This window comes from Mammaliicoccus sp. G-M28 (assembly GCF_022386595.1).
In the GTDB taxonomy this organism is placed as follows: Bacteria; Bacillota; Bacilli; order Staphylococcales; family Staphylococcaceae; genus Mammaliicoccus; species Mammaliicoccus fleurettii.
Map to the genome: position 1 here is coordinate 321,879 of NZ_JAJNIF010000001.1, position 17,916 is coordinate 339,794.

The following is a 17,916-nucleotide window of genomic DNA, read 5'->3' on the forward strand; positions in this document are numbered from 1 at the left end:
TGTAGAAAATATGAAATCAAATTAATTATTGCACCAACTAATAACATTAATGATAATAATTTATTCTCTTTATACGCAAGGAATACAAATAAAAGATAAAATATAAACAGTAATATTAGATTTACTAGAATCAGTATTATTTATTTCACTTTTAGCAAAAATAGATTAACCTTTCTTATAAAGTTTTTTAACAGCTATACAAGAAGTAGACTTCACACCAAATACATATGCTGCTCCTTTAGCTCTAAGTCTATAAGCTTTTCTGTATTTTTTATTTTTAGCAATACTTAATGCAGATAAAACAAATGGATAATCACATTTGCATTTTCCCCATCCATGTTTCGCATAGCATTCATCATGTTTCTTGCACGCAGCGTCTAACCTATCTTTAGGTTTTCCACCTAGATTTCCTTTACCACAATATCTACCATGATACATAGGAAATGTTTTTGGCGTGTATTTCTCTTGGTTATCAAAAGCATTATAACTTAATGATATTTCTTTAACTAATAATTTTTCATCAGCAGTCAAATTATCTTTCAACATTAACGAATCATTTGGATATTTATGACCAAAATAATTTTGATTTATGTATTTTTCATATTTACCCATTTCATTTATATCTTCTATCTCTTCATTATAAAGATTTTGGTCTTTGAGTATTTTATCATTACTTACGTCTGTTTCTTCAGCATGAACACTTTCAATAGTATGTGAAATGGATATTAAAACTGCTAAAGTAATAGCCAATATTTTATTAAGTATTTTCATATGCATTCCCCTTATCGATTAAATTACAAAAAATAAAAGAAATATTATAAAGGGTATTAAAAACAAAATGTTTGCAATATTTACCACAAACCATATTACACCTGTATATCTAACTTTTTCTATTTTTGAAAAAACAAATACTAGAGATATCACACCAGCTATTACAGAAGTGATTCCAAAAAATATTAAGAGATCTGCAAAGTCATTTTTGTTTAAGTAAATATAAAATACACCAACTATAAAGACTAAATAGTTAATTATATTTACTGTATAAATTGTTTTAAGCATTATTGTAGCAACCTCCTTTTTTTGCATTATATAGCAATTATCCAAAATATGTAAATAATCAATAATAAATAATTTGATTTTTCACACCATAAACAGCATTACGAGGTGTTCTAAAACCCCCAAAACCTATTAAAAATATAGTTAGGTAAATCCCAACACTGCGCACCATATCCTGAACTAGGTAAATCAACACGTTTACCAATTTGATTAACAGCCCAATCTGCTACTTGTGAGGCTGTGGGTATACCATTTGATGGTAGTGACATTTACTCACCTCTTATTCCACCTTAACACCTCGCATCATTCTAATTAGACAACATTTATATATTGTGTTAATTTATATATAGAAAAAGAGTGACACACTTATTGTGTATCACCCTAGTTAGCCCGTTAAAAAGACGGTGGCCATGTTAAAAAATGATTAAATAACCATCTTACTCGCCAAAGTTAGTGATGGTTATTTTTTATGGCTTTCTTTAATCATGACTAATCCAATGACAGTAAATACTATCATTAAGATTTCATAGTCTGCCATGCTAATCTTTTCTAGGAGTAACAACTATAATCATAGGTATCACCACCTGATGAAATTAACAATTCTTTTTTGCTACCATACTCCTTCGCAAAATAATTTTGTCCTGAAATATAAACTACTTCATTACTGTTATTATTTTCCTTTGCATCTTCTTGTATTTCTTGATTTATTGTATTACGCGCTCGATCCATCCAATATTCTAGAGACTTTTCTTCATTCATCTTTATCAACTACATTTTGAGTAGATGAATATCTATATACAAAAAAATCCCGTTATATCATCGTTACAAATAACGAGATACAACGGGATATTGGTAATTTACGTCCTGGGAGGGATTCGAACCCCCGACCGACGGCTTAGAAGGCCGTTGCTCTATCCAGCTGAGCTACCAGGACATTTTCAACACAAGAATAATTATATCGAATAGAACCTGATTTATCAATACTTTTTAAAAAGAAAAAGGTTTATTAAATCGCTTTCGAAGTATTATTACACGTTTATTTAAATTATTTATACTTTATTCAGCGATTACGATGTCATTCACTTTAACTATATTGGCTTTTTCTGCTTTACATACTGATTTTTCTTCAAATATTTCTAATACACTTGCATGTACTAGCCCATTTGAAGTTAATACATATATGTTTTCGTTTTTATGTAATTCATGTTCTTCAGTTTTATTAATACAAAATTTGTCTTGATTAATAACTGATGTTACGTGTGTTCTACTCATTTTAACACCCTCCTGATTACATTACAGTTCTTACTTCTTTACATTAAATTTACGACATTAATAATTATAAAACATTTTCACTTTAATTGAAAGTTTATTCTAATTATTTAATAAAATTGAGATATTCATATGAATATCTCAATTAATAAAAGCTATTAAAAGTTTTGGTTGTGTGAAACTTTATTATAAAGCTAAAGATTGTTTTTCAATTTCTTCATGATTTCTATTTAAGAAAGTTAAACTAGCATTGTTAAGCTCACTATCAAAATCTATTACAGCATAGGTTTCTTCCCATTTCCCTCGAGTTTGAGAGATGCTACCTGGATTTATACAATATACGCCATCAATTGATTCACATAAAGCAACATGGCTATGTCCATAGAAAGCAAAATTAGCATTTGCTTTCTTAGCATGTGCACTTAATACATCTCTAGCACCTTTAACTTCATATCGATGTCCATGTGTATAGAAATATCCGATTCCTTTAACTTCTCCTTGCTCTTCTATTGGAAAACGTGGATCAAAATCACAATTACCTTTTACTCTTTTATATAAGGTTAATTCAGTATCATCATAATCAAACTCTGAATCTCCTAGATGTAAGAATAAATCCGCTTCTTTATATTTATCATATATTTCATGTAGTATTCCTTGTTCTCCGTGATTATCACTGACAATTATCCATCTCATTGGAATCTCTCCCCTACATCTTCATTCATTAGTTTAATTGCATTACCACGGTGGCTAATTGCACTTTTTTCTGCTACTGTTAATTCGGCCATCGTTCTGTCTAATGAAGGAACGAAGAAAATCGGATCATATCCAAATCCATTTTCTCCTCTCTGTTCATCTATTATTTCACCTTGTGCTTTACCTACATAAGTAAGTGTTTCTTTACCTGGTTCACTGACAGCTATTGCACATACAAACTCTGCCTCTCTATTCTCTATACCTTGCAGGTTACTTAATAATTTATCAATATTATCTTGATCATTTTTTTGTTCTCCAGCATATCTTGCTGAGTATATACCTGGTTCACCATTTAAAGCTTTTACAGATAAACCACTGTCATCTGCTATAACTATTTTATTTAATTGTTTTGATGCTGTTTCTGCCTTTAATATAGCATTTTCTTCAAATGTCATACCTGTTTCTTCTACATCAAAATCAGGAGCAATTTCAGAAATACCTATAACATTCGCTTTAGGAAAAATTGCTTTAAAGTCATTTATTTTACCTTTGTTGTTTGATGCGATAATGATATCGTTCATAATTATCTCTCCTTACAATGTTATTCTTTCAACTTTAGCGTCTTCTATATGCAGCCATTCTTTTATAGTTCGTGTAATATGCTCTACATCACCATTTGCAAAAAATTTATGCTTAGGTTTAGGTGTGTAATAAGAGTGCTCATTACTAAATGTTAATAAGGCACTGACCTCTCTAGCAGTTTCCAAACCTGAAGAGATAATGGTCTTTCCATCATCAAAATATTGATGGATAGCATCATATAATAATGGGTAATGAGTACATCCTAATATCACCGTATCGGAATCATCATAACGCCATTGTTTAAGTGTTTGATGTATGACAATGCTTGTAATAGTTGGATCTTTATACCTCATTTGTTCCACTAAAGGTACGAAGCCTGGGCATGCAATACCCTTAACTTCTACTTGTGGGTTTATAGACTTTATACTTCTTCTATATGCTTCAGATTTAATTGTGCCTTCTGTTCCTAATACGAGCACACGATTATTATTAGTCGTCATTATAGCTGTTCTAGAACCTGGGTCAATTACACCTATAACAGGAATTGATAATAATTCTTGTAATGGTTTTAATGCTACAGCAGTTGCTGTGTTACAAGCAATTACAAGCATTTTAATATCTTTTTCTACTAAAAAGTTAGCCAGTTGTATAGTAAATGTTTTTACCTCTTCTTTACTTCTTGGCCCGTAAGGACATCTACCTATATCACCTAAGTAATAAATCGTCTCGTTAGGCAATTGCCTCATTATTTCTTTAGCAACTGTTAACCCACCGATACCTGAATCAATTACGCCTATTGGTTTATTCATTTATCTTCACTTCTCATTCTTTTCAGCATAATCTCTAGAGCTTCATTAAATTTAATTTTGTCTTCTTCGTTCATCACTGATAAAAGATCTTCAGTATAAGATTGTCTTGCATAAACTACTTCATCGATTAGAGCTGTACCTTTTTCTAATAACTTGACATGGAATACTCTTTTATCTTCTTCAGATTGAATTCTTAAGACTAATTCTTTTTGTTCAAGTTTATCAATTATGTCTGTAGTCGTAGAATAAGCTAAATATAATCGTTTAGATAACTCACCTATTGTTAATTGTTGATGTTCATTTAACCATTGTAACGCAATAAATTGTGGAGGTGAAATATCGTATACTTTTAACTGTCCTCTCGATCTCAACTTAGTTCTATCAACGATATGTCGAAGCGAATATTCAATCTGTTTAGTAATTTCTTCCATTGCTTTTGAACCTCTTTTCACTTAAAACTTATACTAATTATAATAACACATACATTTATTTGCGGTTAATCAATTGGTCCTTTTTCATCACGAATAATAGAAAAAAACCTTTAAAACCAATTTTATAATTGGCTTTAAAGGTTAATTTATTTTAAATCGTTTTAATTAACTTCGTGATCTGATCCGAAGAATGATTTAAACATTTGGAATGTAGTTTCTCTATTCATTGCTGCGATTGATGTTGTTAAAGGAATACCTTTTGGACAAGCATTAACACAGTTTTGTGAACTACCACATTCTTGAATGCCACCATCAGACATCAACGCTTTAATTCTCTCATCTTTAGTCATACTACCTGTTGGATGTAAGTTGAAAAGACGAACTTGAGAAATTGCTTGTGCTCCCATAAAATTATTATCTACGTTTACATTAGGACATACTTCTAAACATACACCACATGTCATACATTTAGATAACTCATATGCTGTTTGACGTTTTTTCTCAGGCATACGTGGGCCAGGACCTAAATCATAAGTACCATCAATTGGAACCCATGCTTGAACTTTTTTCAAGTTATCGAACATACGAGAACGATCAACTTGTAAGTCACGAATCACTGGGAAAGTTTTCATAGGTTCAAGTTTGATTGGTTGTTCTAATTGGTCAATGATAGCAGAACATGATTGACGTGCTTTACCATTAATAACCATAGAACAAGCGCCACAAACTTCTTCCAGACAGTTCATATCCCATGTAACTGGCGTTGTCTTTTCACCATTTGAAGTGAACGGATTTCTTTGTATTTCCATCAAAGCTGCGATTACGTTCATATTTGGTCTATAAGGAATCTCAAATTTTTCTTCGTATGGTTGTGACTGATCATTTTCTTGTCGCTTTATGATAATTGAAATTGTTTTATTTTCTTGATTTTGATCTTGTGAATTTTGTTCAACTGTTTGAGTGTCTGCCATTATTATTTACTCCCTTCGGATTTCTTAGAGTAATCTCGTTTACGAGGTTTAATGTGACTAACATCCACTTCTTCATATGAGAATTCAGGTGCTTCTTCTGGTCCTCTGAACTGAGCAATAGTTGTTTTTAACCATTCTTCATCATTACGTTCAGGAAACTCTGGTTTATAGTGTGCCCCTCGAGATTCATTACGATTATATGCACCAATCGTAATAACTCTTGCTAAAACTAACATATTCCATAATTGACGTGTAAAGAATACAGCTTGGTTACTCCATGTTGAAGTATCTTCCATATCAATATTTTGATATCTTTCCATTAATTCAACAATTTTCTTATCTGTTTCAAGAAGTTTATCATTATGACGAACAACAGTAACGTTTGCAGTCATAATTTCACCTAATTCTTTGTGTAACTTATAAGCATTTTCAGTACCTTTAAGTTGTAATAAGTGGTCGAATTTTTCTTGTTCTTCATCAATACGTTTTTGGAATATTTCTTCATCTAATTCAGTGTATGATGTTTTAATATTTTTAACATATTCCATTGCATTTGGTCCTGCAACCATACCACCATAAATAGCTGATAATAAAGAGTTAGCTCCTAATCTATTACCGCCATGTTGTGAATAATCACATTCACCTGCTGCAAATAGACCTTTAATATTAGTCATTTGATCAAAGTCTACCCAAATTCCACCCATTGAATAATGAACAGCTGGGAATATTTTCATTGGGACTTTACGAGGGTCGTCACCAGTGAATTTTTCATATATTTCTATTATACCGCCAAGCTTAACATCTAATTCATGTGCGTCTTTATGTGATAAGTCAAGATATACCATGTTCTCACCGTTAATACCAAGTTTTTGGTTAACACACACATCAAATATTTCACGCGTTGCGATATCACGTGGTACTAAGTTACCGTAATCTGGGTATTTTTCTTCTAAGAAATACCATGGTTTACCATCTTTATAAGTCCAGATACGTCCACCTTCACCACGAGCTGATTCACTCATTAATCTTAGTTTATCATCACCTGGAATTGCAGTTGGGTGAATTTGAATAAATTCACCGTTAGCATACTTAGCACCTTGTTGATAAACAACTGATGCAGCAGAACCTGTATTAATCATTGAGTTAGTAGACTTACCAAAGATAATACCAGGACCACCTGTTGCCATAATTACAGCATCTGAACCAAATGATTCTATTTTAGAATCTGTTAAGTTTTGCGCTACGATACCACGGGCTGAATTTTCATCATCTTTTATAATACCTAAAAATTCCCAGCCTTCATATTTTGTAACTAAACCTTTTACTTCAAAGCTTCTCACTTGTTCATCTAATGCATATAATAGTTGTTGCCCAGTCGTTGCACCTGCAAAAGCAGTTCTATGATATAAAGTACCACCAAATCTACGGAAATCTAAAAGACCTTCAGGTGTACGGTTAAACATTACGCCCATTCTGTCTAATAAATGTATGATACTTGGTGCTGCTGCAGTCATATTTTTCACTGGTGTTTGGTTAGCTAAGAAATCTCCACCATATACTGTGTCATCAAAGTGAATGAAAGTAGAGTCACCTTCACCTTTTGTATTAACAGCTCCGTTAATACCACCTTGCGCACATACAGAGTGTGAACGTTTAACAGGTACTAATGAGAATAAATCAACATGTGCACCTTTTTCTGCAGCTTTAATTGTTGCCATCAATCCTGCTAAACCGCCACCGACAACAATAATTTTGTTGTTTGCCATAAAAATTGTCACTCCCCTAAAAAGTATAAATCTTATACGAATGCAAAAATAGCTCTTAAGCCAATAATACTAATTACTATAAATACTAATAATGTTACATATGTCATAAAGCGTTGAGATTTAGGTGATTGTGTAATTCCCCAAGTAATGCAGAATGACCATAATCCATTTGAAAAATGGAATATAACACTTAGCACACCAATAACATAAAGCGTTACAGAAATAGGATTAGATAAAATATCTGATACCATATCAAAATCAACATGATGACCTAATGCAGCTTGAATACGTGTTTGGTATACGTGTACAGCTATAAAAATAAATGAAACTATACCAGTTATGCGTTGTAGTAAAAACATCCAATTTCTGAATAAAGATTGTCTTCCTACATTTTCTTTAGCTGTAAAAGCTATGTATAATCCATAAATAGCGTGGAATAGTATAGGAATATAAATTACTACAACCTCTAACACTATTTTAAATGGTAAATTCCACATAAAATCAGATGCTTTATTGAAAGCCTCCGGGCTAATTGTTGCAAAGTGGTTAATTAATAAGTGTTGAATCAAGAATATTCCTATAGGAATTACACCTAATAATGAATGAATACGACGTAATATAAACTGTTTTTCGCTTGACGCCAAAAGAAGTCCCCCCTAACTTTAATCTATGGCTCTATCGATATATTATTATATATGCAAAACTGAAAACGATTACATATATGCTAAAAAAAATTCGATGAGCATTACATGTATATTGTAACATCATTAAGTATGAATTTGGGCATGAGAATAATTCTCATGCCCAAATATATTGATTTTTTATTGTAATTTTACTCTTTAATTACTAAGCTTTTTTACTAAATTTTGAGCAACTTTTTCTGGTAACCCAATTTCAGTAAAATCTTTCAAACTAGACTCTCTCATTTTCTTAATAGAACCAAAATGTTTTAGCAATGTTTGCTTTCTTTTCGGCCCTATGCCTTCTATTTCATCTAAAGCAGATTTCAAGGTTGTCTTTTGTCGCGTTGATCTATGAAAACTAATTGCAAATCTATGCACTTCATCTTGTATTCGTTGAAGTAAATAAAATTCTTGAGAGTTTTTCTTTAGTGGTATAATTTCTGCTTGAGCACCATAAAGTAATTCTGAAGTTTGGTGTTTATCATTTTTACTTAATCCTGCAATTGGAATATCAAGTCCTAATTCATTTTCTAATACTTCTCTAACAGAAGTCATATGACCTTTACCACCATCAACAATTATTAAATCTGGTATTGGCAAGCCTTCTTTTAAAACTCTTGTATATCTTCTTCTAACAGCTTCTTGCATAGATTTATAATCATCAGGTCCTTTGACTGATTTAATTTTGTATTTACGATAATCTTTTTTACTTGGTTTGCCATCTACAAAAGCAATCATGACTGATACAGGATCAACACCTTGAATATTAGAATTATCGAATGCTTCAATTCTAATTGGTGTTTGAATTCCCATTGCTTCACCTAAATTGTCTATTGCTTTTATTGTTCGTGATTCATCTTTCGCGATGAGTTCAAATTTGTTTTTCAATGAAATACTAGCGTTTTTAATTGCTAAATCTACCATTTCTTTTTTCTTACCTCTTTTAGGTTGTACAACTTTTGAATCAACAACTGACTCAACTGTTTTAATGTCTATGTCTTTTGGAATGTGTATTTCTTTAGGTGTTAAATGTTGATTCAATGTATAAAACTGACCTATAAAGGTATAAAATTCTTCTTCCGCAGTTTGTATTATTGGAATCATAGATGCCTGTCTTTCTATCAATTTCCCTTGTCTTATGAAGAACACTTGAATACACATCCAACCTTTATCGACAGAATAACCGAATATATCTCTCATCGTCATATCTGATGACATCATATTTTGTTTATAATTCAACATTTCAATATGCTGAATTAAGTCCCTATATTCTTTAGCTTCTTCAAATTTTAAAGCTTCACTAGCTGCATTCATTTTTTCTTTTAAATCATTCACAATTGATTTATCATCACCATTTAAAAAGTCTGTAATTTCTTTAATCATAGCTTGATATTGTGCTTGTTCAACAGGATAGACACATGGTCCTAAACATTGTCCTATATGGTAATATAAGCAAACTTTGTTAGGCATTGTTACACATTTTCTTAAAGGATAGATTCTATCTAGCAATTTTTTCGTTTCATGTGCTGCATAAGCATTTGGATAAGGACCAAAATATTTTCCTGAATCTTTTTTCACAGTTCTTGTAACGATTAAACGTGGGTGCTTTTCTTTCGTAATTTTGATAAAGGGGTAACTTTTATCATCTTTTAATAAGATGTTATATCTAGGTTGATGTTTTTTTATAAGGTTTAACTCTAATAATAATGATTCAATTTCACTAGATGTAACGATAAATTCAAAATCTCGAATCTCTCCAACTAGACGAGTTGTTTTTTCATCATGTGCACCTGTAAAATAACTTCGAACTCTATTTCTAAGACGTTTTGCTTTACCAACATATATAACAGAGTCATGTCTGTCTTTCATAATGTAACAACCAGGATATGTAGGTAATACATCTAATTTTTGTTTTATTCTTTTTTGGTAGTCTTCCACCTTATTCACCTACCTTTTTTTAATAATTATATCAACAATATTTCATTTAACCAAAACATACGTTCTATTTAACATAAAAATTAGAAATGTATATTTAGGTGCTCAAGAAATATAAGGGAACAAAAAAGAAGCTGGACAATTTAATTGTCTCAGCCTCTTATCACCATTACTCAATCTTATTAATAGTGTTTAGATAATACTTGTTCTAATTGTTCTTTAGGTTGGAAACCTACTACTTTATCTACAGCTTCGCCATCTTTGAATACGATTAATGTTGGAATACTCATTACTTCGTATTTAGCTGCTGTTGCTTGGTTTTCATCTACATCTAATTTAACGATATCTGCTTTACCTTCAACGTCTTTAGCTAAATCTTCTAATACTGGCGCGATCATTTTACAAGGTCCACACCATGGTGCCCAGAAGTCCACTAAACTTACGCCTTCTTTAATTTGTTCATCGAAATTTGCATCTGTTGCTTTTACTAATGCCATTGGAAAAATCCTCCTTGTTAACTTATGATAATGAGAGTATAGCACGCTTTATTTTGCAATGCATGTTGTTTGCTCAAACTGTATTGTACTTGATGTTGGACTTGGAAGCAATCACTTAAATTCTGGTTTTCTTTTTGAGATAAATGCATCAATACCTTCTTGAGCATTTTCACTTTCTATAATATCTACGAAATGTCTTTCTTCAATTTGGTCACTTTCTAATGATAAATCTAAATTGGACATTTGTTTAATAACTTTTATTGAGTCTAATGACTTCGATGCTATATTATAAGCTAATTCTTCAGTTGCTTTTTCTAATTCTGCTTTATCTTTAACAATTTCATTAAACAAATACTTTATATCATCTAAGTTAATATTTTCACCTGTTAAAGCGATTTGTAATGCTTTATGTTGCCCTATCATATAAGATAATCTTCTTACGCCACCAAATCCAGGAAATATTCCTAAATTAATTTCAGGTAATCCTACTTTCGTATCTTTCGTAATTAATCTCATATCACATGCTAAAGCTAATTCAAATCCTCCACCTAAACATACTCCATGAATAGAACTTATCACTGGTTTATGACAAGTTTTGATTAGTCTAAATAATTTTGCGCTAGTTGAAGCTAAGTCTAATCTTTCATGCTTTGTTAAATTTGGAAATGATTTAATGTCTGCACCTGCAGAAAAACATTTTTCATTACCTTTAATTACGATTACTTTCACATTATCATCAAATCCTTGAGTCTCAATGGCTTTGATGATAGCCGCTAAAACTTCTTCATTTAATGCGTTAACTGGACCATGATTTAAATGAATAAATAGAACTTGCTTCTCAACGTTAGTCTCAATCATTCAAATTACCTCCTTATAAGAATAATAAATAAACAATACCTGCAATAAATGTTAAAGCAGAAATAACGAGCAACACTTTTGCTAGTTTATACATATCAAAATTATCCAATATGTTTCCTCCTTATTTCAATGTTACTACAGTAACACCAAATCCACCTTCTGATGGCATTCCTGTTCTAAAGTTATCTACTGAACGATGTCGTTTCAAATGATCTGTTACACCTTTTTGTAACGCACCAGTACCTTTACCATGGATAATATTAACTGTACCATAATTTGAAAGAACTGCTTGATCAATATATTGATCTAATTCAATCATAGCCTCTTCATAACGATAACCGCGTAAGTCTAAATCCATTTTAATCGTCGTACGATTAGTTCTAGGAACAACTTTGCTTGGTTGTTGTTTCTTTTTATCAAGCTTTTCTAAATCTTTTACTTCAATTTTCATTTTAAGTATACCCATTTGAACGACTACTTCTTTATCATTAACAACATCTATAACTTCACCTTTTTGACCATAAGATAAAACTTTAACGTCATCGCCTTTTTCAATTTTATCGTGACGCTCTTTTTTTACATTTTGTTTGATTGATGCTTCTGTATATTGATTATCTAGTCGTTTCTTTCTTTCAATGAGCTCGTGTTCTTTTACATTTGCTACTGAATTATCTCGCATATCTCTAAGTTCTTGTAGTATGGATTCAGCTTCTTTTGTTTTTTGTTTCACTTCTTGGTTTGCTTTATTTCTTGCATCATCCATTAATTGTGTTTTGAATTTTTCGAATCGCTGTAATTCTTGAGATAGTGATTGATGTAATTCAGCTGATTCTTGTTTCAATTTTTCAACTTCAATTCTGTCATTTTCTACAGATTTCGCATTCTTTTCTAGAGATTCAATCATTACATTAATTTCTTTCTCATCTTGACCAATTAATGATTTAGCGTGATTGATGAGTTCATTTTTTAGTCCTAATTTTTTAGATATTTCAAATGCATTTGATCTTCCTGGTATACCCATTAATAGTTTATAGGTAGGTCTTAATGTTTCAACATCAAATTCGACACTTGCATTCATAACTTTATCACGATTATAACTATATGCTTTAAGTTCTGGATAATGTGTAGTTGCCATAATTAGCGCATCTTTTTCAATTGTATAATCAAGTATGCTCATCGCTAAAGCGGCACCTTCACTAGGATCTGTACCCGCTCCGAGTTCATCAAATAGAATTAATGAATCTTTATCAGCTTGATCAATAATATTAACGATATTTTTCATATGTGATGAAAACGTTGAAAGCGACTGTTCAATAGATTGTTCATCACCAATATCGCAAAATACTTTTTTGAAAATAGTTATAATTGCACCATCTAATGTAGGAATCAATAAACCTGACTGCGCCATCAATGTAATGAGACCTACTGTTTTTAAGGTGACCGTTTTACCACCTGTATTCGGTCCCGTAATAATAACTGCATTTATATCTTGTTTAAATTCTATAGTATTACTAATAACCTCAGCCTGATTAATTAATGGGTGTCTTGCTTTTGGTAAATAAATCGCTCTATCGTCAGATAATACAGGTTTAGTTGCTTTAATTGTTGCGCCAAACTTTGCTTTAGCGGTAATAAAATCTAAATGGCCCATAACTTCTGTACTCGATAATAGTTCATATCCTACTTCACTGACAAGTTCAGTTAATATATATAGTAATCTATCTTTTTCTTCTTTTTCTTTAGCTTTAACTTGAGAAATTTGATTATGCATCTCTACAATTGCACTTGGTTCAATATATAACGTTTGGCCAGATGCTGATTGATCATGAACGATACCATTAAAATCTTGACGATATTCTGCTTTAACTGGTAGTACATGTCTATCGTTTCTTACTGTCACAATAGAATCAGATAGTTTCTTCTGATTCGCTGATGATCTCACCATTTGCTCTAGTCTCGATTTAATACGATCGTTTGTCTTTTTTATTTGATGACGCAGTTCTGCTAATTTCGGACTAGCTGTATCAAATAAGTCATGCTCATCACATTGCTCGCTAATTTGATTGAGTAAATCACTTAATACTGGTAATTGTGCTACATATCCATCAATAATTGGATAAAGAATTTCTTCGTCTTCATCAACTATACTTGCATAAAACGTTTTGAATCTATTTTGAACTTGAATATTACGTTTAATTTGGTTTAATTCTTCAACATTTAGTAAGCTGCCTATTTCAGCTCTTCTGACATAAGATTTTATATCTTTTAATCCTGAATAACCAGGAACTCTATGCTTATTATATATTTGAGTCATTTCGTCTGTTTCATTCAAACTCTTTTGAACTGTTTCCAGTTCATCACTTGGTTTAAGTTCACTAATAAGTCTCTCTGCTATATCACTAGTAGCATGTGCAGATAATTGTTGAATAATTAAGGGATATTCAAGAACTTTTAATGTTTTTTCATTCATATTATCTTCCCTCTTCTTTAATACTTTATTTCTCTGATTTAATCCATTCTTTAAATTCTTCACGTGATTTAGCATTAATGACTTGAGATTTATCTATCCATCCTTTTTGAGCTGTGCCAACACCATATTTCATAAAATCAAAATGATCAATATGATGTGCATCTGTGTTGATTGTGATCATTAAATCAGGATTGTTTTTTAACACTTCAGCGTTTAAATCTAATCTTTGAGGATTAGCATTTAATTCTAAAACAGTGTTTGTTTCTTTCGCCATTTTAATAAGTTGTTCCATATTGACTTTGTACCCTTCACGTCTACCTATAATACGACCAGTTGGGTGTGCAATATGTCTAACATATTTATTTTCACATGCTGTTTTTAGTCTATTCATAATTTCTTCTTCGCTCTGATTAAAGCTTTGATGAATAGCTGCAATAACATAATCTAGTTCTTTTAACACTTCATCAGGATAATCTAATGAACCATCTGGTTTAATATCCATTTCTGTTCCACTATAAATATCTATCTCTTTATATTTTTCGTTTAATGCTTTAATCTTTTTGTTTTGTTCAAGTAATCGTTCAATTGATAAACCATTAGCTACTGCTAAATTTCTAGAATGATCTGTAATGCAAATAAATTTATAGCCACGCTCGATAGCCGCTTCAATCATTTCTTCTATTTTAAATGCACCATCACTATAAGTAGTATGCATGTGAATATCACCATTGATATCTTCTAATTGAATAATGTTTTGAATGTTTTTATCAAATTCTGTACCATCTTCTCTCATAGTTGGAGGTATATAAGGTACATTGTAATGATCATATATCTCTTTTTCACTTTGATAAGTAATGATGTTACCATTCTTTTCTTCTATACCATATTCACTAACTTTCTCATTTCTTTGTTTAGCAAGCTGTCTAATTTTAATATTATGGTCTTTTGAACCTGTGAAGTGTTGTAAAGTATGATAGAAAGCTTCTGGTTTAATCAATCTAAAATCTACACCAATTACATCATCTTCTATTAACAAATCTAATGACACTTTTGTTGTCCCAACAGCAATCTGTTCTTTTATCTCTGGAATTTCTAATAATAACTGCTGAACCTTCAGCTCATCTTCAGTAGAAATGATATAATCTAAATCTTTACTTGTTTCTCTCATTCTTCTAAAACTGCCTGCAACTTGATATTGAATAATACCCTCTATTTCATCCAAATATTGATTAACTTTTTCGTGTGCTTTAATCATGCTATTAATTGGATATCTTTCAGGTCTTTGTCCTAAAACTTTCGCTTCTTCTAAAAGCTTTTGTTCTGTCTTTTTAGCAAAGCCAGGTAAAGCTGAAACTTCATTTTTTTCACAAGCTGCAATTAAATCATCTTTATTTGTTATATTTAATTCTTTATATAATTTAGCAATCTTTTTGCTGCCAAGACCTTGTATTTTAAGTAATGGTATTAAGCCTTCTGGAATTTCTTCTTTTAATTCATCTAAATAACTTTGAGTCCCGTTATCAATATACTCATTAATTACATCACCTACACCTTTACCAATACCTTTTAAAGATGTAACGTCATCTATTTCATTTAGTGTTCTTTCATCCGTTTCCAAAGACTGACTTGCTTTTCTATATGCTGATACTTTGAAAGGATTTTCTCCTTTAATTTCCATATAAATAGCGATTGTTTCTAACATTTTTACAATATCTTTTTTAGTTAACATATCTATTCCTCCGTAAAAAAAGTCATAGGTTCGCCCATGACTTTTTACAATATGAATTCATTTAATTTGAAAGCCATTTTACTAATTGCTCAGATAAGAATGGTGTCTTCGATAAGATAGCATTTCCAATAAATGATTGGTGCAATGTATCTATAAATAATGGAATTGGAATAACTGCAATAGCAGCTAATGTAATTATAACGACTAAGTATGCCTCTATAAATCCTAATGCCATCCCAAAGTATCTTGCATATTTGCCTCCAAAGTCCATTTGATGATAAAAATCAAAAACTGTTGCTACAATTTGTAAAATTACTTTAGTAAAAATAAATAAAATGAGTATTGCCATAATATTATAGAATGCATCCTCATTATTAATACTATTAAATATTGTGTTTTTTCCTTCTGTAGAAGCACTTGGATAAGGTAATATCAAATGCAATTGTTTACTAAATGGTGCAAAGCATATCGCGGCAATCACCAATGAGAAAATAGTGCCAATAGAATGTAGCGATTGTAGTACTAAACTACGTCTATATCCAATGATGACACCTAATATTAAACATATAATTATAATTAATGTAATCATTCTAAATTTCCTTTATGTTTTAATTGTTTGATTTCTTCTCTTAATTTATCATTTTCCTCTTCTAATTTAACATATTCATGCATAACATTAACAGCCGTGAGCACAGATTTACGCGTTGTATCTAAACCAGCATTTAGCTGACCTAACGCTTGTATCTTCTCATCGACTCTTCCGGCTACATAACGAATATGCGAAGGATCGTCTTCACCAATTATTGTATAATGTTGATCATTTATAACTACTGTCACTCTATTTTTATTTTCACTCATTATACTACCCCTGTTCAAATTATATATGGAATTTCTATATACTTAATCATACTATATTATACATGACATATGTTCATTTGTGTATGAATATCCACTAACTTCATTTGAGAATATTCGTTTATATAATAAATTTATGCTACTCTATTTATAGAAAATATATTAAAGGTAGGACATAAACGTGGCAAACATCGTAAAAACAATAGATTCTCAAACAATCAATAATATAATTAAACAATATAAAATGGATACAGAAAATTTACCTACTGGTACTGTAGCTCGTAAAAAAATAAAGAGTACACAAGTACAAATTTATCGCTCAAAAAAAATCATGTTTCAAGGTAAAGATGCTGAACAAGTAGCTAGTGAAGTGTTAGGACAAAAAATAGCCCCTACCTCATCTAGTTCACCTAGCCCAAAGAAAACACATACCTTTGATTTACATAATACAATTGGGAGTGATGAAGCAGGAAGTGGAGATTATTTTGGGCCATTAACGGTATGTGCAACATACGTATCTAAAAAGAATGCAAAATTATTAAAAGAACTAGGTGTAATGGACTCTAAAACTTTAACAGACATAAAAATAGTAGAATTAGCAGAACAAATTATTCAAATATGTCCACATTCACTTATTGTATTGGATAATCCCAACTACAATACAAAGCAATTAGAAGGTTGGAGTCAAGTTAAAATGAAAGCCGTATTACATAATCAAGCTATCAAAAATGTTATTTCTAGAATTGAAGAATCTGAATTAGAACAAATTGTCATTGATCAATTTGTACAAGCGAGTACTTATGAGAAGTATGTTATCGGCAAAATGCCAAGGAAAGACATAACTTTTTTTGAAACTAAAGGAGAATCAAAATCTATTGCAATCGCTGCAGCAAGTATCATAGCAAGATATGCATTCGTTAAACATATGGATAGACTAGCTAAAGATTTAAAAGTATTAATACCAAAAGGTGCCAGTAACAAAGTTGACCTAGAAGCAGCAAAAATCGTTCAAAAATATGATATTCAACAACTTGATGAAATAACAAAAAAACATTTCAAAAATAGAGATAAAGTATTAGATTTAATAAAACGCAAAAGGAGAAATTAATATGATATTAATATCATTTAGTTGGCAAATAATATTAGCCGTTATTATTATTTGCTATTTAATCTGGTTTATAGGCAAACAACTTACAAAGCTAACAACGAAGAATAAAAAGTAATTCACGTTTTAATAATAATTATCAACAAAGGAGCTAACATTTTTTAATGAAATGTTAGCTCCTTTAATATTATAGATAATTAAAATGCG

The 17,916-nt window shown here is 30.9% G+C and carries 19 protein-coding genes, 1 tRNA gene and 1 pseudogene; 1 reads left to right on the forward strand and 20 read right to left on the reverse strand.

Going from position 1 to position 17,916, the window contains the following annotated elements; translation table 11 throughout:
- Nucleotides 1-165 precede the first annotated feature (165 nt).
- The 20 genes and pseudogenes from LQ609_RS01480 to zapA all read right to left on the reverse strand — a co-directional run bounded on the left by LQ609_RS01480 (nt 166) and on the right by zapA (nt 16,607).
- Entirely contained in the window at nt 166-771 is a 606-nt protein-coding gene (locus LQ609_RS01480) for a phospholipase A2 family protein (protein ID WP_078356854.1), read from the reverse strand.
- Nucleotides 772-789: 18 nt separating this feature from the next.
- Nucleotides 790-1,059: a hypothetical protein gene (locus LQ609_RS01485; protein ID WP_107509578.1), complete on the reverse strand. Its 270-nt coding sequence runs from the start codon at nt 1,057-1,059 to the stop codon at nt 790-792.
- A gap of 113 nt (nt 1,060-1,172) precedes the next feature.
- A pseudogene (locus tag LQ609_RS01490) lies at nt 1,173-1,325 on the reverse strand (hypothetical protein); the annotation flags it as partial.
- 280 nt (nt 1,326-1,605) lie between these two features.
- Nucleotides 1,606-1,815, reverse strand: a complete 210-nt coding sequence (locus LQ609_RS01495) for a hypothetical protein (RefSeq protein WP_107509582.1) — start codon at nt 1,813-1,815, stop codon at nt 1,606-1,608.
- Nucleotides 1,816-1,916: 101 nt separating this feature from the next.
- Nucleotides 1,917-1,990, reverse strand: a tRNA-Arg gene (locus LQ609_RS01500).
- A gap of 122 nt (nt 1,991-2,112) precedes the next feature.
- Nucleotides 2,113-2,328, reverse strand: a complete 216-nt coding sequence (locus tag LQ609_RS01505) for a hypothetical protein (protein ID WP_078356851.1) — start codon at nt 2,326-2,328, stop codon at nt 2,113-2,115.
- A gap of 183 nt (nt 2,329-2,511) precedes the next feature.
- Nucleotides 2,512-3,018, reverse strand: coding sequence for a YfcE family phosphodiesterase (locus tag LQ609_RS01510; protein ID WP_239700237.1), 507 nt, complete (start codon nt 3,016-3,018; stop codon nt 2,512-2,514).
- Entirely contained in the window at nt 3,015-3,599 is a 585-nt protein-coding gene (locus tag LQ609_RS01515) for an XTP/dITP diphosphatase (RefSeq protein ID WP_107509584.1), read from the reverse strand. The genes LQ609_RS01510 and LQ609_RS01515 overlap by 4 nt, the downstream gene beginning before the upstream one ends.
- A gap of 12 nt (nt 3,600-3,611) precedes the next feature.
- Nucleotides 3,612-4,409, reverse strand: a complete 798-nt coding sequence (gene racE / locus LQ609_RS01520) for a glutamate racemase (RefSeq protein WP_078356848.1) — start codon at nt 4,407-4,409, stop codon at nt 3,612-3,614.
- Nucleotides 4,406-4,840 (reverse strand): MarR family winged helix-turn-helix transcriptional regulator, encoded by a 435-nt coding sequence (locus tag LQ609_RS01525; protein WP_078356847.1) that lies wholly within the window; start codon nt 4,838-4,840, stop codon nt 4,406-4,408. The genes racE and LQ609_RS01525 overlap by 4 nt, the downstream gene beginning before the upstream one ends.
- Before the next feature lie 161 nt (nt 4,841-5,001).
- Nucleotides 5,002-5,811, reverse strand: a complete 810-nt coding sequence (gene sdhB, locus LQ609_RS01530; protein WP_078356846.1) for a succinate dehydrogenase iron-sulfur subunit — start codon at nt 5,809-5,811, stop codon at nt 5,002-5,004.
- A gap of 2 nt (nt 5,812-5,813) precedes the next feature.
- Nucleotides 5,814-7,577 carry a succinate dehydrogenase flavoprotein subunit gene (gene sdhA, locus LQ609_RS01535; protein WP_078356845.1) on the reverse strand — a complete coding sequence of 588 codons (1,764 nt, stop codon included), beginning with the start codon at nt 7,575-7,577 and terminating at the stop codon, nt 5,814-5,816.
- 32 nt (nt 7,578-7,609) lie between these two features.
- Nucleotides 7,610-8,221, reverse strand: a complete 612-nt coding sequence (locus LQ609_RS01540; RefSeq protein WP_078356844.1) for a succinate dehydrogenase cytochrome b558 subunit — start codon at nt 8,219-8,221, stop codon at nt 7,610-7,612.
- Between the two features lie 195 nt (nt 8,222-8,416).
- A complete protein-coding gene (uvrC, locus tag LQ609_RS01545; RefSeq protein ID WP_078356843.1) occupies nt 8,417-10,198 on the reverse strand; it encodes an excinuclease ABC subunit UvrC in 1,782 nt (593 codons plus the stop codon).
- A gap of 179 nt (nt 10,199-10,377) precedes the next feature.
- The gene (gene trxA / locus LQ609_RS01550; RefSeq protein ID WP_078356842.1) at nt 10,378-10,692 is read right to left on the reverse strand and encodes a thioredoxin; all 315 of its coding nucleotides are present in this window, start codon (nt 10,690-10,692) and stop codon (nt 10,378-10,380) included.
- Nucleotides 10,693-10,803: 111 nt separating this feature from the next.
- A complete protein-coding gene (locus LQ609_RS01555) occupies nt 10,804-11,550 on the reverse strand; it encodes an enoyl-CoA hydratase/isomerase family protein (RefSeq protein ID WP_078356841.1) in 747 nt (248 codons plus the stop codon).
- A 121-nt stretch (nt 11,551-11,671) separates the two neighbouring features.
- A complete protein-coding gene (locus tag LQ609_RS01560) occupies nt 11,672-14,020 on the reverse strand; it encodes an endonuclease MutS2 (RefSeq protein ID WP_239734250.1) in 2,349 nt (782 codons plus the stop codon).
- A 25-nt stretch (nt 14,021-14,045) separates the two neighbouring features.
- On the reverse strand, nt 14,046-15,749 hold the full coding sequence (gene polX, locus LQ609_RS01565; RefSeq protein ID WP_239734251.1) for a DNA polymerase/3'-5' exonuclease PolX: 1,704 nt from the start codon (nt 15,747-15,749) through the stop codon (nt 14,046-14,048).
- 61 nt (nt 15,750-15,810) lie between these two features.
- Nucleotides 15,811-16,338 carry a CvpA family protein gene (locus tag LQ609_RS01570; protein WP_078356838.1) on the reverse strand — a complete coding sequence of 176 codons (528 nt, stop codon included), beginning with the start codon at nt 16,336-16,338 and terminating at the stop codon, nt 15,811-15,813.
- Nucleotides 16,335-16,607 (reverse strand): cell division protein ZapA, encoded by a 273-nt coding sequence (gene zapA, locus LQ609_RS01575; RefSeq protein WP_078356837.1) that lies wholly within the window; start codon nt 16,605-16,607, stop codon nt 16,335-16,337. The genes LQ609_RS01570 and zapA overlap by 4 nt, the downstream gene beginning before the upstream one ends.
- 178 nt (nt 16,608-16,785) lie before the next feature.
- On the opposite strand from zapA, the gene rnhC reads away from it, so the two are divergent.
- Nucleotides 16,786-17,712: a ribonuclease HIII gene (gene rnhC / locus LQ609_RS01580; protein WP_107509586.1), complete on the forward strand. Its 927-nt coding sequence runs from the start codon at nt 16,786-16,788 to the stop codon at nt 17,710-17,712.
- The last annotated feature ends 204 nt before the right edge of the window (nt 17,713-17,916 follow it).